This window comes from Geomonas oryzisoli (genome assembly GCF_018986915.1).
GTDB lineage: Bacteria > Desulfobacterota > Desulfuromonadia > Geobacterales > Geobacteraceae > Geomonas > Geomonas oryzisoli.
Genome location: NZ_CP076723.1, coordinates 3,054,469 through 3,073,957, shown reverse-complemented (window position 1 = coordinate 3,073,957; position 19,489 = coordinate 3,054,469). Strand labels below are relative to the sequence as shown.

Genomic DNA, 19,489 nt, shown 5'->3' with positions numbered 1-19,489 from the left:
GCCGCCTATCAGGCTTGCCGGGCGGCGCTGGTGGGCGAACGATGTGGCGCGGCCGGCGCTGCCGGTTGCTGTTTCAGGGTTGTTCCGATGGGAGAGATCATGTCCGGTTGTGTGCTCGTTATCGATGACTCGGCTGCCATTCGTGACCAGGTAGTGCGGACCCTGAAGGATGTCGGGCTTTTCGGTGAGTATCGGGAAGCGAAGGACGGGATGGAAGGCTTCAAGACCCTCATCGAGTCCAAGGCTGACCTGGTCATCTGTGATGTCGAGATGCCGCGCATGGACGGCTATAAGTTTCTGCAGCTGGTAGCCTCGCGCCCCGACCTGCAGGGGCTTCCTATCATCATGTTGACCGGCAAGCAGGACTTCAACTCCAAGATTAAGGGGCTCGAGCAGGGGGCCAGCGATTACCTCACCAAACCCTTCGACTCGGGAGAGCTGGTGGCGCGCGTCAAGGTGCAGCTGAAGATCAAGTCCCTGCAAGACGAGCTGAAACAAGCCAATGAGCAACTAAAGCGCCTCACCAACATCGATCATCTCACCGGTCTCTTCAACCGGCGCTACCTGGCCGAGATACTGGAAGCCGAGTTCTTCCGGGCCAAGCGCAACCGCGAGAGTCTTTCCCTGGTCATCGTCGATATCGACTTCTTCAAGCAGGTCAACGACACCTACGGTCACCAAAACGGCGACGTCGTCCTCGCTTCGGTGGCCAACGTGGTGCAGCAGCACTTGCGGGCGTATGACAGCGCCGCACGCTACGGCGGCGAGGAGTTCGTCGTCGTCTACCCCGGCACCTCGCTGGAGGGTGGGGCTGCCGCCGCCGATCGCCTGCGGCAGGCGGTGCTCGATTTTACCTTCCCGCCCCCCCTGCAGGACCTCACGGTGACCATCAGCGCCGGGGTCGCCACCTATCCATCCCCACTCATCGACAACATCGACTCGCTGTTCCGCCAGGCAGACGAAGCGCTCTACCGCGCCAAGCAAAACGGCCGCAACAGGGTGGAAACGATGCCGGCCTGACCTGTTGGGTTAGTTAATAAAATTTAAGAAAAATATATTGAAAATTTTTTAATTTGAAGGTAAAAGTATCCTCCTGCTTTACGCCTCATGGCACTAACACGGGAGGAACCTGGTATGGACACCTTTGACACCGCTTACGCCAACTACTTGAAGCTGCTCGCAAAGCTGGACAAGACCGACGACATTGCCGAGAAGAACCAGATCTTTCGTCAACTCACCCAGTTGCTGTGCGAGTTGGAGCAGGGTCTCAAGAACAAGGCGCTCCCCGGTTGCCGCGAGGAACTGGCCTACTGGCTCTAGTTCCCCTGCGCAACATCTGCAATATCCCCGCAAGTTCCGGCAGGCCGCCCACTTACCTGCCATGGCGGCCTCACCACCTCATGAAAAAGTTTGACACTTCTGCTTCCTCCTTTATTCTCTAAGTAAGCGATATTATTCCCCGCAGGAAGGGCCGGCGGCGCAGCTAGGTGCTGCCGCCCGTAATGCCGGAGGAGGTTCATTATGAAGATACTGGTATGCGTCAAGCAGGTGCCTGACATGGAATCGCGCTTCCGCCCCGACGCCGCAGGCGTCTGGTATGCGGAGACCGATCTCGCCTTCCGCGTCAACGAATATGACGAGTACGCCATCGAGCAGGCGGTGCTGCTCAAGGAGCAGTTGGGGGGCGAACCGGAGATCACACTTATCTCCGTGGGGCCGGACCGTGTGGTGGAAGCGATCAAGAAGGGGCTCGCCATGGGGGCGGACCGTGCCGTGCACGTGCAGGACCCGGCCTCCCATCTGAAGGACCCTTTCCAGATCGCATCGATCATCGCCGCCTACGCCAAGGGGGAGGCGTTCGATGTCATCTTCACCGGCATGCAGTCCCTGGATCGCGGCTCGAGCCAGGTGGGGGTGGCCATCGCCGAGATGTTGGGGTATCCCTGCGCCACGACCGTGGTCGGGTTCGAGTATGCCGACGGCACGGTGACCGTGAAGCGTGAGCTCGAGGGAGGGGTGAAAGGGACGGTGCGGCTCAAGTCGCCGGCCGTGGTTACCTGCCAGCTCGGCCTGAACCAGCCGCGTTACCCGACGCTCCCCAACATCATGAAGGCGAAGAAGAAAGAGGTGACGGTCATCCCGGTTGAACAGCTGCTCAAGCAGGACGCACGACTGGTGTCGGCCCAGTTCCGAGCTCCGGCCAAGAAGGGGGGCGGTGTGGTCCTGGAAGGGGACGTTGCCGACCAGGTCGACCGGTTGATCGGGATACTCAAGGACAAGACGGCGGTGTTGCGCTAGGGAGGCGAACATGAAAACACTACTCGTTGGCGAATGCCGGGAAGGAAAGCTGCTGGAGTCAAGCTACGAACTGTTCGGTTTCGCCGCGCAGTTGGGGGCCGAAACCGCCATGGTGCTGATCGGCAACCAGGGAGCGCTGCCGGGCTACGGAGGTGCCGTTTATCTCGCCGATGCCGGCAAATACGGGGAGTACAACCCCGATCTGCACAAGCGGCTGGTGCAGGCGGCGGTCGAGCGGGAGAAGCCGGATTACGTCGTTTTTATGCACACCTCCTACGGGTGGGACCTGGCGCCGCGGGTCGCGGCCTTGCTCCAGGCGCCGCAGGTTTCCGAGGTGGTGGCGTTGGCGGAGGGAGGTTTCGAGCGCCCGTGCTGCAGCCAGAAGATGAGGCAGGTCGTGCAGCCTGTCGGCAGCCCGGTGGTGCTCACGCTTCAGGGGGGAGCTTTTCCGGCGCTGGTGCCGGGGGGGGCGCCGCAGCAGCAGCCGCTTGATGTCGACGGTGAGGGGCGGACCGAGTTCCTGGGATATGAGGCGGCGGTCCGCAAGGGGGTCGATCTTACCAGGGCGGAGATCATCGTCAGTGCCGGGCGCGGTGTCGGCAAGAAGGAGAATTTGCCGGTAATCGCGGAGCTGGCCAAGGTGCTGGGTGGCGAGGTCGGGGCGAGCCGCCCGGTCGTGGACAGCGGCTGGATGGAGGCGGGGGCGCAGGTGGGGGTGACCGGGCAGACCGTGAGTCCCAAGCTGTATATTGCCTGCGGCATCAGCGGGGCCATTCAGCATTTGGCGGGGATGAAGAAGTCGGGCTTCATCGTGGCCATCAACAAGGACAAGGACGCCCCCATCGGCGAGGTCGCCGACGTGCTGGTGGTGGCCGACGTGATGCAGTTCGTGCCGGCACTGACCGCAAAACTGGCGAAGTAAGACTGGGGGGACATCGGACGTCGGACAGGTCTGACAGGTCCGACAGGTCCGACAGGTCCGACTGGTCCGACTGGTCCGACTGGTCCGACTGGTCTGACTGTTGCTTTGGAGGTGCGATGAACGGCTCGGGCGATCTCATCTTGCCGCACGGAGGTTATCGCAAGCTACGGAGTTTTGCCGTGGCTTTGGCTGCCTACGACGGCACGGTCATCTTTTGCGAGCGCTTTATCGACAAACGCTCACGCACCCATGACCAAATGGTACAGGCGGCGCGCAGCGGTGTGCAGAACATTGCGGAAGGCTCTCTGGCCTCGGGCACCTCGAAGAAGACTGAGCTGAAGCTGACCGGGGTGGCACGGGCAAGCCTGGGGGAACTCATTAGGGACTACGAGGACTTCCTGCGCCAAAACAACCTTCCGGTCTGGGACAAGGAGTCGACCAGGGTGCGCGCTATGCGCGCGAGACTTGCTGGAAAACTGACCAAGTCCGTCAGACTGTCCGACTCGTCTGACAAGTCCGACCGGTCAGACGTCTTCGACGAGCCACTGTTGGCGGCCCTGCATGCGCTACGCGGGAGCAGCGCGGAGGTGAGCGCCAACATCATGCTTTGCCTGTCCCACCAGGCAAGCTACCTGCTGAAACGCCAAATGGAACGCCTTGAGACGGACTTTGCCGAAAACGGCGGCTTCACCGAAAGGCTTTACAACTACCGTAAGGAACACCGCTGACCTGCAAAAAAGGCGCGGCAGCCGTTTCGGCTGCCGCGCCTTTGCCTACTGCTAACTCTGGCCGCTACTGCATCAACTCCAGAAACTCCTCTTCGGTCAGCACCCGCACGCCCAACTGGCGTGCTTTCTCCAGCTTGCTTCCGGCTTCTGCGCCGGCCACTACGTAGTCGGTCTTCTTCGAGACGCTGCCGGCGGCGTGGGCACCTTCCTGCTCCACCATCTTCTTGGCGTCGTCCCTGGTGAACCTCTCCAGCGCCCCGGTGAATACGAAGGTCTTGCCGGTAAACCGGCCGCCGAGCCGCTTCTCCTCAACTTTCGGGCTCACCCCGGCAGCCTTGAGCCGTTCCAGCACCTTCAGGTTTTCCTCGTTCCTGAAGAAGTCGGCGATGCTGGTCGCCACCTGCGGGCCGACTTCGCGGACGCTGGTGAGCTCCTCTTCGCTTGCCTTGGCCAGGTTCTCGATACTGCCGAAGGCGCCGGCCAGCAGTTTGGCGGTGTGCTCACCGACGTGCCTGATGCCGAGCGCGAAGATGAGCCGGGACAGTTCCCTCTCCTTGCTTGCCTCGATGGCGTTCAAAAGGTTCTCGGCGAGCTTTTTCCCCATGCGCTCGAACTGCATGAAGTCCTCTTCCTTGAGCGCATAGATGTCGGCCACGTCCTTGATCAGCTTCAGGCTCAAGAGCTGATCGATGAACTTGTCGCCCAGCCCCTCGATGTCCATGGCGCGCCGCGCCGCGAAGTGCTTCACGCGCTCCAGAAGCTGCGCCGGACAGTTAAGGGCGACGCAGCGCACCGCCACCTCGTCCGGCAACCGGACCGCTTCACCGCCGCATACCGGACAGGTTTCCGGGACCTCAGGCTTGACCGCACCTTCCGGGCGCTGGTCCAGGATGACCTGCACCACGGCCGGGATCACGTCGCCGGCGCGCTCGACGATGACGGTGTCCCCCTCGCGGATGTCCTTTCGCTCCAGTTCCTCCCAGTTGTGCAGCGTGGCGCGCGACACCATGACCCCGGACACGTTCACCGGTTTCAGGAAGGCAACCGGTGTGATCACCCCGGTGCGGCCGACCGAGTGGAAGATCTTCTCGACGACGGTGGTCGCCTGGCGCGGCGGGAACTTCCAGGCGATGGCCCAGCGCGGCGAACGGCTTTTCTCCCCCAGCTCCCTTTGCATCCCGAAGGAGTCGACCTTCACCACCACGCCGTCGATCTCGTAGGGGAGGTCGTCGCGCTTCTCCATCATATCCTGGTAGTAGGCGAGCATTTCGCCGATGCCGTTCACGACGCGGGTCAGCGGGTTCACCGGCAGGCGCCACCCGGGGATCGTCTTGAGGAAATGGCTCTGCGACGAGAATTCCACCCCGCCCAGCTCCCCGGGCGCATAGCAGAAGATGCTCAAGGGGCGTTTGGCGGTGATGCGGGAGTCGAGCTGACGCAGCGATCCCGCCGCAGCATTGCGGGGATTGGCGAAGGGGGCCTCGCCGGCCTCCTCCCGCTCCTGGTTGAACTTGCGAAAGGGCGCCAGGGGGAGGTAGACCTCGCCACGCACGGTCAGCAGTTCCGGCGGCTCGGTCGTCTCCAGGCGCAGCGGCACGTCCTTTATCGTCTTCAGGTTCTGGGTCACGTCCTCGCCCACGACACCGTCACCGCGGGTGGAGCCGATGGCGAGAAGTCCCTCGCGGTACACCAGTTCCACCGCGACCCCGTCCATCTTCGGTTCGCAGACGTAGGAGATCCCGGTGTCGGCGGCAAGACCCAGGAAGCGCTTCACCCGGTCGTCGAAGTCGATCATGTCCTCTTCGGTGAAGGCGTTCTCCAGCGAGAGCATCGGCATGCTATGGCGCACCTGGGTGAACTTCGCGAGCGGCCGTCCGCCGACCCGTCCCGTGGGTGAGTCGGGAAGGGCCAGTTCCGGGAACTCTTTTTCCAGCCCCTGGAGCTCGCGGAACAGCGCGTCGTACTCCGCGTCGGTGACCTCCGGCATGTCCTGCTCGTAGTAAAGGCGGTTGTGGCGCTCGATCTCCTTCGAGAGCCAGGCGATGCGCTGGGCGGCGGCTTGTGCTTCCATGATGAACCTCGTGGCGGATTGTCTTGAACGGTGCTTTATAGCACACCGCGCGGCAGTTTGGAACTGGCATGGATATAGCGACTTGCATTGCCGTTTTGCTTCTGGTAACAATAACCGGCCGCACCTTTCCGGTGGCGGCTCTTTTTTGGCCCGCAGCGCAAAAGCTTTCGCAGCCGCTGCGGCGTAAGTATCCGCTTCACGAGGATTTCATGCTCGACCTGTCCCGTCTCAATCCCGAACAACTCGCCGCCGTCAAGCACACGGAAGGCCCCCTGCTGGTCCTTGCCGGCGCCGGGTCCGGCAAGACCGGGGTGATCACCTATCGCATAGCGCACCTGATCCTGAATAAGCAGGTGTCGCCGGACCAGATTCTCGCCGTCACCTTCACCAACAAGGCGGCCAAGGAGATGAAGGAGCGGGTGGAGCACCTGGTGGGGCGCAAGGCGTCGAAGGGGATCGTGCTTTCCACGTTCCATTCCCTGGGGGTCCGCGTGCTCAAGCGCGACATCGAGCGCCTGGGCTACAAGAAGAACTTCTCCATCTACTCGACGGCCGACCAGGTGGGGCTCGTGCGCCAGATCGTGCGTGAGGTGAACACCGACAGCAAGAAATATGACGCGGAGAGCATCATCTGGCGCATCTCAGGCGCCAAGAACAAGCTGATCCCGCCGGAGCGCTTCGCACCCAACCCGCTGGACGACATCGACATGATGGCCGCCTTGGTCTACCCGCGCTACCAGTCCGCTCTGAAAGCCTTCAACGCCATCGATTTCGACGACATCATCATGCTCACGGCGGAACTGTTGCAGCACCACCCGCCGGTCCTCAAGCACTGGCAGGACCGCTTCAGATACATCATGGTTGACGAGTACCAGGACACCAACTCGTCCCAGTATCTCCTGGTGAATCACCTGGCCGCCGGCTGCAAAAACCTTTGCGTAGTGGGGGACGACGACCAGTCCATCTACGGCTGGCGCGGCGCGGACGTCGGCAACATCCTCGACTTCGAGAAGGACTTCAAGGGGTGCCGCACCATAAAGCTGGAGCAGAACTACCGCTCCACCGGGAACATCCTGGAAGCCGCCAACAGCGTCATCGGCAACAACAAGATACGGAAGGCGAAAAGGCTGTGGACCGCGTCGGGGCAGGGGGCGCTCATCGATCTCTGTATCGTGCAGGACGACGAGGAGGAGGCAACCTCCGTGGTGGAGCGCATCCAGTTGGAGCGCTTCAAGAAGGACACCCCCTACAGCGACTTCGCCATCCTGTACCGCACCAACGCGCAGAGCCGCGCCTTCGAGGAGCAGCTCCGCTTCGAGGATATCCCCTACGTACTGGTGGGCGGCACGCAGTTCTTCGAGCGCAAGGAGGTCAAGGATTCCCTCTCCTACCTGAAGGTGATCGCCAACCCCCTGGACGAGGTGGCCCTGTTGCGCATCGTCAACTTCCCCAGGCGCGGCATCGGCGACAGCACGGTGATCCGCATCAACCAGTGGTCGCTGGAAAAGGAGATCCCCCTGTTCGAGGCAATCAGCCGGGTAGGGGAGATCGAAGGGATCTCCGAGGCGATCCGGGACAAGGTGCTTTCCTTTCACCACACCCTGCTCGACGCCGCCGACGCGTTCCGGGCCGAAGGTGGGCTGGCCGAGAAAGGGAAGGCGCTCTTCGAGAAGCTGAAGATCGAGGAGGAGATCTTCCGCACCATCGACGATCAGAAGGCCGCGCGGCGCAAGGTGGAGAACGTGGAGCAGATCATCAACTCCATGGCGGCCTACGAGGAACGGGTGCCGCAGGCGACGCTCGGTGGCTTCATCGAAAAGGTGTCGCTCATGGACGAGGACCGCTTCTCCGGCAAGGACAAGAAGGATCACGGCAAGGACGCTGTGACGCTCATGTCGCTGCACTCCAGCAAGGGGCTCGAGTTCCCCTTCGTGTTCCTGGTGGGGATGGAGGACGAGATCCTGCCGCACAAGAGGGCGATCTACGAGGATGACAGCATCGACGAGGAGCGGCGCCTGTGCTACGTCGGCATCACCCGGGCGCGTCAGCAACTGGTGATGACGCGCACGCTGTTCCGGAAGAAGTACGGCAAGATGGAGGAACGGGTCCCGTCGCGCTTTTTGGAGGAGATCCCGGGTACGGTGCTGAACGTGCAGCAAACCGGGGTGGCCAAGGAAGTGACGCCGGAGGAGGCGGAAAAGACAGCGGAGGATTTCTTCGCCAAGATGAAGGCGATGATGGGGTAGGGGGTAGGGGACTGGCTCCGCCAGGTGCCTGTCCCCTTAGTGCTTCCCGCTTGGTGTTTGTGCAATTACGGTTTGCCCAGGGTCTTCTGGCCCGGCTTCCACCCCAGGGGGCAGAGCGAGCCGGTCTGCAGCGCCTCGAGGACGCGCAGGGTCTCCTCGACGCTCCTGCCCACGTCGAGGTTGTGCACCACCTGGTACTGGAGCACGCCGTCCGGGTCGATGATGAAAAGGGCCCGCAGGGCCACCCCTTCCTTCTCGTCCAGGGCGCCGTATTTCTCGGCCACCTCCTTCTTGATGTCGGAAAGCAGGGGATACTGCAGGTTGCCCAGGTCGCCGCGCTGCACCCAGGCCAGGTGCGAGTACTTGCTGTCGGTGGAGGCGCCGAGAACGACGGTGTTAAGCTTCTGGAATTCGGGGAGCGCCTGGTTGAACCCCTTGATCTCGGTGGGGCAGACGAAGGTGAAGTCCATCGGGTAGAAAAAGAGCAGTACCCACTTGCCGCGATAGTCGTCGAGGGAGATCTGCTTGAACTCCTTGCCGGATGCGGTGCTGACCCAGGCGTCGAGCCTGAAGTTGGGGGCGGGTTCTCCTACCTTGGCGACCTGCTGCACGTCCGATGCCGCTACGGGCAGGGCAGTGGTGAAAGTTGAGAGTGTCAGTGCCGCCAGCAGGGTGATGGTTGATACTTTCATGCGTGCTCTCCTGTGAATAATCTAATGCATGGCTGCATTACAAAGCCGTTTCTGGTACAATCACTGGCTGTACATGATACCGTAGCTGCACGGCTGCAACCAGTAAAAACTTCCCAGACAGTTGTTTGTGTGGTATTGAAGACCGCTGCAACCCGAAAAGGTGTATCAAGACCAATATAAAGGAGCAACATAATGACTGAAGAAAAAAATCCTGTAGTCGTCATGGAGACCTCGATGGGCACCGTTAAGATCGAGCTCTTCAAGGACAAGGCTCCCATCTCCGTGCGCAACTTCCTTTCCTACGTCAAGGATGCCTACTACGACGGCACCATCTTCCACCGTGTCATCAAGAATTTCATGGTCCAGGGGGGCGGGCTGGATGAGAACATGCAGCCGAAGAAGACCAAGTTCGCCATCAAGAACGAAGCCACCAACGGCCTGAAGAACGTGCGCGGCACCCTCGCCATGGCACGTACCGCCGTGGTGGACAGCGCCACCTCCCAGTTCTTCATCAACGTCGTGGACAACGCGTTCCTCGACCACGCCGGCAAGACCCCGGATCGTTTCGGCTATGCGGTTTTCGGGCAGGTGATAGAAGGCATGGATGTGGTCGACGCCATCCGTGACGTAAAAACCGGCAACAAGGCAGGCCACCAGGATGTCCCGGTGGAGCCGGTCTTCATCAACTCCGTCAAGCTGGTCGAGTAGGAAGAAAGGTTGTTCCCCCGACGGGGGAATGCGAACAGGTGAGCGGTTGGCGGAGTATCCGTCAACCGCTCATTGCGTTTGCAGGGTAAGACGCGCGGTGATGCCTGGTATTACGGCGCCGTTGGCGTCGCGGGCGGAGAAGCCGTCCAGGGTGAAGGCTGCGGCCGCAGGTGTCACGCCCGCCGCGACCTGACAGGTGAGGGTGGCCAGGGGACCGACGGTGAGCCCGCCGGGATGGGCGATGTTTACCAACAGTAGCGGTCCCGAAGCCGTGCCGGCGGGCTCCAGGATATTGGCTCCGCTGTAACTGCCGCTGACGGCAGGGACCAGCGCCCCTTCAGGGAGCAGGGTGCTGCCGGTGGCGACCGGGAGCGATGCCCCCGCGGGGAGACGCAGAGTGAACTGTGCGGCATAAAAGACGGAGTCCGCGGCAGGTCCCTGGGTGCCGACGGTGAGTCGCGCTGTACCTGCGGCGGGTTCCGGTGTCAGTACGTTGCCGTCGTCGCCGGGAGCGCCGCTCGAGCCGGAGCCTCCGCCGCAAGCGGCAAGAAGCAGGCACAACATTGCCAACCAAAGCAATCTCATTGTGCTCCTCCTCTGAAAGGACATCGTGAACCTGCTTCAGGTGACCTGTGATCCCGGCGCTCAGGGTGGCACGTGATGCGACGGAAAAGAGTGTATCGGGCATTTTATTTGAATCAACTAATTATCCGCATGCAGCTTAGGTATTGGGGTGTGCGGTGGCGGAACTGTTTGATATTGGTCGCATTTAATTATTGACAAAGGTGATCGCCAACTATACAATCTGCAAGCTTTACGCTACCTGCTACACACTTCGTTAGGGGGTTTTACCTTATGGAAATGAAGGACTTTATCTTTACGTCCGAGTCTGTTTCTGAGGGGCATCCGGACAAGGTTGCCGACCAGATATCCGATGCGATCCTCGATGCGATCCTGGCCCAGGATCCCAAATCCCGCGTGGCCTGTGAAACGCTGGTGACCACCGGTATGGCGGTCATCGCCGGTGAAATCACCACCAACGCCATCATCGATTATCCGAAGATCGCCCGCGAGACCATCCGCGAAATCGGCTACCATGATTCCGCCATGGGCTTCGACTGGGAGACCTGCGCGGTGCTGACCTCCATCGACAAGCAGTCCCCCGACATCGCCCAGGGCGTCACCGAAGGCGAGGGGATGTTCAAGGAGCAGGGCGCCGGCGACCAGGGGCTCATGTTCGGCTTCGCCTGCAACGAGACCCCGGAGCTGATGCCGATGTCGATCCTCATGGCGCACAAGCTGGTTTCCAGGCTTGCCGACGTGAGAAAGACCGGCGTGCTCGACTTCCTCCGTCCGGACTCCAAGTCCCAGGTTTCCATCCAGTACATCGATGACAAGCCGGTCCACGTCGACACCATCGTCATCTCCTCGCAGCACACCCCCGAGGTCTCCTACGAGATGATCAAGGAAGGGATCATCGAGGAAGTCATCAAGAAGATCATCCCGGCCAACCTGATGGACGCCAAGACCAAGTTCCTGATCAACCCGACCGGTCGTTTCGTCATCGGCGGGCCGATGGGCGACTGCGGTCTCACCGGCCGCAAGATCATCGTGGACAGCTACGGCGGGCACGGTGCCCACGGCGGCGGCGCGTTCTCCGGCAAAGACCCCTCCAAGGTGGACCGTTCCGCGGCCTACATGGGGCGCTACGTAGCGAAGAACCTGGTTGCTTCCGGCATCTGCGAGCGTTGCGAAGTGCAGGTGGCCTATGCCATCGGCGTCGCCGAGCCGGTCTCGGTCATGGTCGACTGCAACGGCACCGGCAAGATCCCGAGCAAGCGCATCTCCGAGATCGTGCGCGAGGTGTTCGACCTGCGTCCGCGCGCCATCATCGAGCAGCTTGACCTGCTGCGTCCGATCTACAAGAAGACCGCAGCTTACGGCCACTTCGGCCGCGAGCTCCCCGAGTTCACCTGGGAGCGCACCGACAAGGCCGCCCTCATCAGGGAGAAGGCGGGACTCTAAGAAACCCGTTCAACGTTCAACGTTCGATGTTAAAAGCAAAAGGCCTTCTGGTGATCCAGAAGGCCTTTTCTTATTGTTGCCAATGTGGCCGTAGCTATATGGCGCCACATGCAGGTAAACCCGTTTCCAACCTTGAACGTTGAACGTTGAACGTTGAACGTTGAACGGCTGTTAGCTTTTCCTGCTGAACCGATACCCAACCCCGCGCACGGTCTGGAAGAACACGGGGCGCGAGGGCTCGGGCTCGAAGTACTTCCTGAGCCGCACGATGAAGTTGTCCAGCGTCCTTGTTTCGGCATCGGTGGCGTAGCCCCAGACGCTCTCCAGGATCTCGCCGCGCGGTATGGCCTCTCCTTCGCGATGGAAGAACAGCGACAGCATGCGCACTTCCAGGTCGGTGAGGTCGATTTCCCCCTGCCTGGTCCTGGCGCGATAGGAAAGCAGGAACACCTCGTTGTCCCCGAAGCGATATCCCTCCTCCACCGGTTCCGGCCGATACCACGCGCTGCGCCGCAACATCCCGGAAACCCTGAGCAGGAACTCCTTCAGGTTGAAAGGCTTGACCAGGTAATCATCGGCGCCGGCGGCGAGCCCGGAGATCCGGTCGCTCTCGGCGGAGCGCGCGGTGAGCATCAGCACCGGTACCCTCGAGTCGAGCCCCCGGATCTTCTGGCAGACCTCGAAGCCGCCGATGCCCGGGAGCATCACGTCCAGGATGATGAGGTCGAATTTCTCCATGGTTACCTTGTCGAGCGCCTCCTCGCCGCTCTCCACGTGGCTCACCAGGTACCCTTCCTGTTCCAGGTTGAAGGTGATGCCGCGCGCGAGATGCATCTCGTCCTCGACAAGCAGTATGTGCGGTCTTTCACCGGACATGCCTAACCTCTTTGCTGCCTGCCCTGAAGCGGCAGGGTGATGTGGAAGGTGCAGCCTTTGCCCAGTCCCGGGCTCTCGACGGAAATCTTGCCGCCGTGCGCGTTCACCACGGACCTGACGATGTAGAGCCCCAGGCCGGTCCCCCTGATGTTCTCACCCGGTGTGCGCACGCGGTAGAACATCTCGAAGATCTTCTCCAGCTCGTTCTTCTTGAGCCCCTTGCCGTTGTCCTGGAACTCCAGCAGGCACTGTCTGCCGCTTATGCTGCGTTTGAGCGAGACCCTGATCTCGGGCGAAACCGGTGAATAGAGCAGGGCGTTCTCGAAGAGGTTCCTGAGCGCCATCTCCATACCCTCGACGTCGATGGTCGCGTTGATGTTGGGTTCGATCTCCAGGGTGAGCTTTCCTCCTTCGGGGAGGTCGCTGCTCTTGCCCTGCAAATAGTTGGTGACGAACTCGGAGAAATCGATCTTCTTGGCCTTTTCGCCCAGTTGCCGGAACTCGATCCTGGTGGCCATGAGCAGGTTGCTGGTCAGGATGTTGAGCCGGTCGGTATCCGAGAGCATGGTGTCGATGAATCCGTCCAGTTTTTCCTTGGGGAGGTCCCTCATCTTCACCGTCTCCAGGTGCAACTGGATGGAGGTGAGCGGCGACTTGAGCTCATGGGTCAACTGGGAGATGTAGGTGCGCTGCTGCAGGTAGAGCTTGGCCTGGCGGCGCCAGTAGAGAAAGATGACATAGACGCCGGCGAGGATGGCGATTGCCATCAACAGACCCTCGACCAGGACGATCCACTCCATCCCCTGGGTGAGCAGCTCCGGTTTGTAACGCAGAGCCAGGTTGCGGAACTCTTTGCTCCTGCCGATGAACCAGTAGATCCAGGAGATGACCATGACCACCCAGATCAGCTGGATCCCTATCAGTGCAATCAACGGGTTGGATAGTTTCCGGTTCATTTTCATGCCCCACTGGTAGCACCGCCGCCGGCTTTTTGCAAGGGGTATCTGCGGAACATAGGCCCCTTTGTTTTACAGTACTATTACAAAAGAGTTTGAGGTTCTCTGTTAATGTGTTTACGGTGCAGTCAGACAGTCAGGAGGAGCATATGTTCAAACCGTTGCGCATTGGCAAACACGAGGCACGTTACCCGCTGATCCAGGGCGGCATGGGGGTGAGGATTTCCGCAGGATCTCTGGCAGGGCACGTTGCAAAGTGCGGCGGCGTCGGGCTGGTGGCTTCCCCCGGCATAACCTTGAACAGCGAGTTTTTCAACGGCAAGAACTACCTGAAAAGCAACTGTCTGGCGCTTAAAGAAGAGATCCGCAAGGCGTACGAGATCGCCCCGGACGGCATCATCGGGGTCAACGTGATGGTCGCCCTGTCCGATTTCGAGGAGCTGGTGGTCGCTTCGGTCGAGGCGGGAGCCAAGGTGCTGGTCTGCGGCGCGGGGCTCCCCATGACCCTGCCCGGCCTGACCGCTCACGCGCCCGATGTCGCGCTGGTGCCCATCGTCTCTTCCGTGCGTGCCGCACAGCTGATCGCCAAGAAGTGGGACAAGGCCTACAACCGTCTCCCCGATGCCGTCGTGGTCGAGGACCCGGACACCGCAGGCGGACACCTCGGTGAAAAGATGGAGAACATCGGCACCGGCGAATACGACCAGTACGAGACCGTGCGCGGCGTGAAGGAGTTCTTCCGCAGCGAGTACGGCCTCGATATTCCTGTGATCGCAGCCGGTGGCATCTGGGACCGCGCCGACGTGCTCCACGCCCTGGCCGAAGGTGCCGACGGGGTGCAGATGGCGAGCCGTTTCGTCACCACCGTCGAGTGCGACGCCGATGACGCCTTCAAGCAGGCCTATCTCAATTGCAAGAAAGAGGACATTGGCCTGATCATGAGTCCTGCCGGTCTGCCCGGCCGCGCCATCCTCACCAACCAGGAAGGGATCATGGCCTACGACCGCGACCATGCCTCGGTCTGCTCGCATGGTTGCCTGAAGAAGTGCTCCTACAAGGAGAGCGGCGAGCGCTTCTGCATCGTGAAGTCGCTGGACCGCGCCCAGCGCGGCGAGGTCGACTCGGGTCTCATCTTCTGCGGCACCAACGCCTGGAAAGCGACTCGCATCGAGACGGTGCAGGAGATCTTCGACGAAATCTTCGCCGAGACCGGGGCCGTCGCCGAGGACCGGGCGGCCTGACAGCACATCATTACACCTGATTTTCCATCCCCCTGTGGCTTAGCTGCAGGGGGATTTTCGTTTTGAAAACGAGAGAGGGGGCGCTGCAGAAGGGACAGGCTCCGTCAGGTGCCTGTCCCTTTAGCGGAACGCTCCTTTCAGCTCAACCAGCTTTTCGAAGCAAAGGGGACAGGCACCTACGGAGCCAGTCCCCTCCTGCACTAAGGGGATAGGCACCTGGCGGAGCCGGTCCCCAATGAGCCGGAAATAATATGCTTTTCGACTTGCCAGCAGCCGCGGCTCATGGTATATCAAGAAAACTTGATTTAAGATAATCACCAAGGTTGATATACCTATGCTGGAACTTTTCAAAGCGCTGGCCGATCCGTGCCGGCTGCGGTTGCTGGCCGTGCTGCTCAAATCGGAGCTCACCGTCCAGGAACTCACCCAGATCATGGGGATGGGGCAGTCGCGCATCTCCCGACACCTGAAGATCCTCGCGGAGGCGGGTGTGCTCTCGGTAAAGCGTCAGGGGACCTGGAGCTACTACCGCGCGGGTGAGCAAAACACCTTTTTCACTGCCATAAGGCCGGAGTTCGAGCGCGCACTGGAGCAGCTTCCCGAGCGCCGCAACGATCTTGCTGCCGTGGCGCAGGCGCTGGAAGCACGTCGCAAGCGCAGCCAGGAGTTCTTCGACCAGCACGCGGCCCAGTGGGACGATCTGTCACGTACCCTGCTGCCGGTGCCGGAGTACCAGGATGCCCTGCTGGCGCTGGTTCCTGAGGTCGCCGTGCTGCTGGAAATCGGGGTGGGCACCGGGATCCTGCTGGCTGAACTGGCCAGAAAGGCAAAGCAGGTGATCGGTGTCGACCATTCTCCTGCCATGCTGGTGGAGGCGCGGCGGCGCCTGGTTCAGGACGATGTCCCGGGTGCCGAACTGCGGCTCGGCGAGATGACCCATCTTCCCATCGCCAATGGGGGAGCGGGATGCGTCGTGGCCAACATGGTGCTGCATCATGCCCCCGATCCGCAGGCGGTGCTGACCGAGATCGTTCGGGTGCTGCAGCTACAGGGGACGTTGGTGCTGGCCGACCTGGCGCGCCACGAGCGTGAGTGGGCCCGTGAGCAACTGGCAGACCAGTGGTTGGGGTTCGAAGAAGATGAACTCAAGGTGTGGTTGGAAGGGGCGGGGCTTTCCGAGGTCACCATAGAGCGCGTCACCGCCCCGAACGGTGTGGAAGATGTGCTGCTGGTGAAAGCCGTGAAACGTTAGTCCCTCTCCCTCCGGGAGAGGGTGCCCGACAGGGCGGGTGAGGGAGATGGCGGCTCTACCGCTGGTTACAACGCCCTCACCCCTGCCCCTCTCCCGGAGGGCGAGGGGAGTCTGAAAAAACAACACTAAGCGTGTAAGTTAACTCATCAAAAGGAGAAACAACGTGACCAAGGATTACATCGTAAAGGATATGTCGCTGGCCGATTGGGGCCGTAAAGAGATGATCATCGCGGAAACCGAAATGCCGGGTCTCATGGCGATCCGCGAGGAGTACGCCGCGGCCCAGCCGCTCAAGGGGGCGCGCATCGCGGGCTCGCTGCACATGACCATCCAGACCGCCATGCTCATCGAGACGCTGACCGCCCTGGGCGCCGAGGTCCGTTGGGCGTCCTGCAACATATTCTCCACCCAGGACCACGCCGCCGCGGCCATCGCCGCCGCAGGCATCCCGGTCTTCGCACACAAGGGCGAGACGCTGGCGGAGTACTGGGACTACACCCACAAGATCTTCGAGTGGCACGACGGCGGCGCCCCGAACATGATCCTCGACGACGGCGGCGATGCGACCCTGCTGCTGCACCTGGGCTCCGACGCGGAGAAGGATCCCTCTGTCATCGCCAACCCGACCTGCGAGGAGGAGCAGTTCCTGTTCGCGGCCATCAAGAAGCGCCTCGCCGAGCAGCCGGACTGGTACTCCAAGACGGCGGCCTGCATCAAGGGCGTGACCGAGGAGACCACCACCGGCGTGCACCGCCTGTACCAGATGTACGAGAAGGGGACGCTCAAGTTCCCGGCCATCAACGTTAACGACTCGGTCACCAAGTCCAAGTTCGACAACATCTACGGCTGCCGCGAGTCCCTCATGGACGGCATCAAGCGCGCCACCGATGTCATGGTGGCCGGCAAGGTGGCGGTCATCTGCGGTTACGGCGACGTGGGCAAGGGGTGCGCCCAGGCGATGCGCGGGCTTCAGGCCCAGGTCTGGGTCACCGAGGTCGACCCGATCTGCGCGCTGCAGGCGGCCATGGAAGGGTACAAGGTGGTCACCATGGAGTGGGCGGCGGACAAGGCGGACATCTTCGTCACCACCACCGGCAACATCGACGTCATCACCCACGATCACATGAAGGCGATGAAGCACAACGCCATCGTCTGCAACATCGGGCATTTCGACAACGAGATCGAGGTGGCGAAACTCAAGCAGTACAAGTGGGAGAACATCAAGCCGCAGGTCGACCACGTCATCTTCCCGGACGGCAAGCGCATCATCCTGCTGGCGGAAGGGCGTCTGGTTAACCTGGGCTGCGCCACCGGTCACCCCTCCTACGTCATGTCCTCCTCCTTCGCCAACCAGACCCTGGCGCAGATGGAGATCTTCTGCAACCCCGGCAAGTATCCGGTGGGCGTCTACATTCTCCCCAAGGAACTGGACGAGAAGGTGGCGCGCCTGCAGCTGAAGACCCTGGGCGCCATGCTGACCGAGCTGACCGACGCCCAGGCGGCGTACATCGGCGTCAAGAAGGAAGGGCCGTACAAGTCGGAGCATTACAGGTACTAAACGGCGAACGGCCGTTCTAGGTTCTAGGTTCTATGTTCTAGGTTCTACGTTTCAACCTTTCATCCATCCCCCCCCTCCCTCCGGGAGAGGGGCGGGGGTGAGGGCGAATGATTATTCGCCCATACGGTTGGTGCGAACTTCCTGGTTCCCAAGCTCCAGCTTGGGAACCCCATTCGGCGCAAAGCTCCAGCTTTGCATCCGAGGGAAGTTGGAGCTTCGGAGAGGCTTTGCGTTCCCAAGGCGGACCTTGGGAACGAGATCACGGTTGGTACGAAAGGACTATCATCGCAACAAAAAGAAAGGGCGCCTGCTTTTAGCGGCGCCCTTTCTTATCCTTGCTGCTCTTTCTCTGCTTCTTTCTTCTTCCCCCGACCGGAGGTGCATGCGGGAGACATTCAAGTCTCGATCCCCATGCTGGGCAGGATGAAGCGCTGCAACACGATCCACCCCACGACGATCCCACCTAAAATCAACATCTCTTGCATATTTCACCTCCCGAATCCTACCATCCGCTTTATCGCATATTCGGGAAAGAAAATATACCAAATTAATTATTATTATGACCCGTTCAGCTTTGATTCTGCTTCAGGCACAGCACCTTATGCCGACTTCGGCCTCGCTCAGCAGATCCACTTCCCTCATCAGCGCCAGATCGACTTCGCTCCCGGCGGGGATGAAGGTGGCGTCACAGGGGAGGGCGGCCAGGGCATCGCACCTGGTCATGGTGCTGAGTATCGCGGTGTGCTGCTCACCGGCACAGTAGGCGACGTGCCTGCCGTGGCGCTTCTTCACCGTGACCCGGATGAAGTGCAGCTTGCCGGCCTTCTTGTGTGCATCTTCGGCCAGTATCCCTTTGACGAAGGGGGGGAGCACCCGGTGGTGCCCCATCATCTTCAGAAGGGCGGGCTTCACCAGCAGCTCGAAGGTCACCATGGTGGAGACGGGGTTACCGGGAAGCGAGAAGATCGGCTTTCCCTGCCAGACCGAGAAGGCGGTGGGGCCGCCCGGCTTCATCCCTATCTTCCAGAACAGCTCGTCGGCGCCGAGGCTCGCGGCAACCTCCCGGACCAGGTCGCGGTCACCGGCGGAGACGCCGGCCGAGGTGATCAGGGCGTCGCAGCAAAGGCCTTCCTGCATCTTATCCCGGTGACTTTCCAGGTTGTCCCGCGCGATGCCGAGCAGCACCGGTTCCGCTCCCGCCTCGCGCACCGCGGCGGCGAGTGACAGGGCGTTGGAGTTGATCACCTTGCCGGCCCTCGGGCTTTCGCCCAGTTCGATGAGCTCGTCTCCTGTGGAGAGGATGGCCACCCGCACCTTGCGGTGCACCGGTACCAGCGCCTGCCCCATGGCGGCCAGCATGCCGATCTCGGCGGGGCGGACCTGGCTGCCGGCAGGAAGGACCTGGGTGCCCGAGGCAACGTCGCTTCCCTTGACCCGTACGTGCTGCTTGGGGAGCACCCTCTGGTTGATGACGACCTGGTCCCCGTCCTGTTCCGTGTCCTCGATGGGGACCACCGCGTTGCATCCGGGGGGAATGGGGGCGCCGGTCATGATGCGCACCGCACAGCCGACGGTTACGGCGGCGCACTCTTCGCCGCCGGCCGGGAGAAATCCGGTGATGAGGAGCCGGCTGGGGACCGAGGTGCAATCGGCGGCGTGCACGGCATAGCCGTCCATGGCCGAATTGTCGTATTGGGGCAGGTCCCACGGGGCCATGATGTCCCTGCTCACCACGCGCCCCAGTGCGTCGGACAGCAGTACGTTTTCCTCTCCAAGCGGGGCGACGTGGCCCAGTATGATGCCTCGAGCTTCTTCAAAGCTTGGCATGATGCACCTCGGTGCTCTCTGCGGCGTCGTCGACGGCGTCGCTTGTTTTTTTAGCGGCAGCGTTGCCGCTTTACAGCGCTTTCCTCGCC

At 61.4% G+C, this 19,489-nt stretch carries 17 protein-coding genes; 11 read left to right on the top strand and 6 right to left on the bottom strand.

Translation table 11 applies throughout. From position 1 onward, the window contains the following. Positions 1 to 99: 99 nt before the first annotated feature. The 5 genes from KP004_RS13390 (at position 100) to KP004_RS13370 (ending at position 3,948) form a co-directional block, all read left to right on the top strand. The gene (locus KP004_RS13390; RefSeq protein ID WP_216799027.1) at positions 100 to 1,020 is read left to right on the top strand and encodes a diguanylate cyclase; all 921 of its coding nucleotides are present in this window, start codon (positions 100 to 102) and stop codon (positions 1,018 to 1,020) included. A 114-nt stretch (positions 1,021 to 1,134) separates the two neighbouring features. Next, positions 1,135 to 1,320 carry a hypothetical protein gene (locus KP004_RS13385; RefSeq protein ID WP_183349089.1) on the top strand — a complete coding sequence of 62 codons (186 nt, stop codon included), beginning with the start codon at positions 1,135 to 1,137 and terminating at the stop codon, positions 1,318 to 1,320. A 201-nt stretch (positions 1,321 to 1,521) separates the two neighbouring features. Next, positions 1,522 to 2,298, top strand: coding sequence for an electron transfer flavoprotein subunit beta/FixA family protein (locus KP004_RS13380; RefSeq protein ID WP_216799026.1), 777 nt, complete (start codon positions 1,522 to 1,524; stop codon positions 2,296 to 2,298). Between the two features lie 10 nt (positions 2,299 to 2,308). Then, entirely contained in the window at positions 2,309 to 3,220 is a 912-nt protein-coding gene (locus KP004_RS13375) for an electron transfer flavoprotein subunit alpha/FixB family protein (RefSeq protein ID WP_216799025.1), read from the top strand. A 116-nt stretch (positions 3,221 to 3,336) separates the two neighbouring features. Beyond that, a complete protein-coding gene (locus KP004_RS13370; protein WP_216799024.1) occupies positions 3,337 to 3,948 on the top strand; it encodes a four helix bundle suffix domain-containing protein in 612 nt (203 codons plus the stop codon). Positions 3,949 to 4,012: 64 nt separating this feature from the next. Here the strand turns inward: KP004_RS13370 and ligA are convergent, their stop codons facing one another. Beyond that, positions 4,013 to 6,019: an NAD-dependent DNA ligase LigA gene (gene ligA, locus KP004_RS13365; protein ID WP_216799023.1), complete on the bottom strand. Its 2,007-nt coding sequence runs from the start codon at positions 6,017 to 6,019 to the stop codon at positions 4,013 to 4,015. A 209-nt stretch (positions 6,020 to 6,228) separates the two neighbouring features. Between ligA and KP004_RS13360 the strand changes: the two genes are divergently transcribed. After that, the gene (locus KP004_RS13360) at positions 6,229 to 8,265 is read left to right on the top strand and encodes an ATP-dependent helicase (RefSeq protein ID WP_216799022.1); all 2,037 of its coding nucleotides are present in this window, start codon (positions 6,229 to 6,231) and stop codon (positions 8,263 to 8,265) included. A 65-nt stretch (positions 8,266 to 8,330) separates the two neighbouring features. On the opposite strand, the gene KP004_RS13355 is transcribed toward KP004_RS13360, so the two are convergent. Further along, positions 8,331 to 8,957: a peroxiredoxin gene (locus KP004_RS13355; protein ID WP_239026805.1), complete on the bottom strand. Its 627-nt coding sequence runs from the start codon at positions 8,955 to 8,957 to the stop codon at positions 8,331 to 8,333. A 192-nt stretch (positions 8,958 to 9,149) separates the two neighbouring features. Here KP004_RS13355 and KP004_RS13350 point away from each other — a divergent pair, with 192 nt between their 5' ends. Beyond that, complete coding sequence (locus tag KP004_RS13350; protein WP_216799021.1) at positions 9,150 to 9,665, top strand: peptidylprolyl isomerase; 516 nt, start codon at positions 9,150 to 9,152, stop codon at positions 9,663 to 9,665. Positions 9,666 to 9,734: 69 nt separating this feature from the next. Here KP004_RS13350 and KP004_RS13345 read toward each other — a convergent pair whose 3' ends face one another. Beyond that, a complete protein-coding gene (locus tag KP004_RS13345) occupies positions 9,735 to 10,250 on the bottom strand; it encodes a hypothetical protein (protein WP_216799020.1) in 516 nt (171 codons plus the stop codon). Positions 10,251 to 10,520: 270 nt separating this feature from the next. Between KP004_RS13345 and metK the strand changes: the two genes are divergently transcribed. After that, a complete protein-coding gene (metK, locus tag KP004_RS13340; RefSeq protein WP_216799019.1) occupies positions 10,521 to 11,690 on the top strand; it encodes a methionine adenosyltransferase in 1,170 nt (389 codons plus the stop codon). A 171-nt stretch (positions 11,691 to 11,861) separates the two neighbouring features. Here metK and KP004_RS13335 read toward each other — a convergent pair whose 3' ends face one another. Both KP004_RS13335 and KP004_RS13330 read right to left on the bottom strand, forming a co-directional pair. After that, a complete protein-coding gene (locus tag KP004_RS13335) occupies positions 11,862 to 12,566 on the bottom strand; it encodes a response regulator transcription factor (protein ID WP_216799018.1) in 705 nt (234 codons plus the stop codon). Between the two features lie 2 nt (positions 12,567 to 12,568). Next, the gene (locus KP004_RS13330; RefSeq protein ID WP_216799017.1) at positions 12,569 to 13,528 is read right to left on the bottom strand and encodes a sensor histidine kinase; all 960 of its coding nucleotides are present in this window, start codon (positions 13,526 to 13,528) and stop codon (positions 12,569 to 12,571) included. A 143-nt stretch (positions 13,529 to 13,671) separates the two neighbouring features. Between KP004_RS13330 and KP004_RS13325 the strand changes: the two genes are divergently transcribed. From KP004_RS13325 to ahcY, 3 genes are all read left to right on the top strand, one after another. Next, positions 13,672 to 14,763: an NAD(P)H-dependent flavin oxidoreductase gene (locus KP004_RS13325; protein ID WP_216799016.1), complete on the top strand. Its 1,092-nt coding sequence runs from the start codon at positions 13,672 to 13,674 to the stop codon at positions 14,761 to 14,763. A 334-nt stretch (positions 14,764 to 15,097) separates the two neighbouring features. Further along, positions 15,098 to 16,015: an ArsR/SmtB family transcription factor gene (locus KP004_RS13320; protein ID WP_216799015.1), complete on the top strand. Its 918-nt coding sequence runs from the start codon at positions 15,098 to 15,100 to the stop codon at positions 16,013 to 16,015. A 190-nt stretch (positions 16,016 to 16,205) separates the two neighbouring features. Continuing rightward, positions 16,206 to 17,573, top strand: coding sequence for an adenosylhomocysteinase (gene ahcY, locus KP004_RS13315; RefSeq protein ID WP_215907286.1), 1,368 nt, complete (start codon positions 16,206 to 16,208; stop codon positions 17,571 to 17,573). 585 nt (positions 17,574 to 18,158) lie between these two features. Here the strand turns inward: ahcY and KP004_RS13310 are convergent. Continuing rightward, positions 18,159 to 19,400, bottom strand: coding sequence for a molybdopterin molybdotransferase MoeA (locus KP004_RS13310; protein WP_216799014.1), 1,242 nt, complete (start codon positions 19,398 to 19,400; stop codon positions 18,159 to 18,161). Positions 19,401 to 19,489 lie beyond the last annotated feature (89 nt).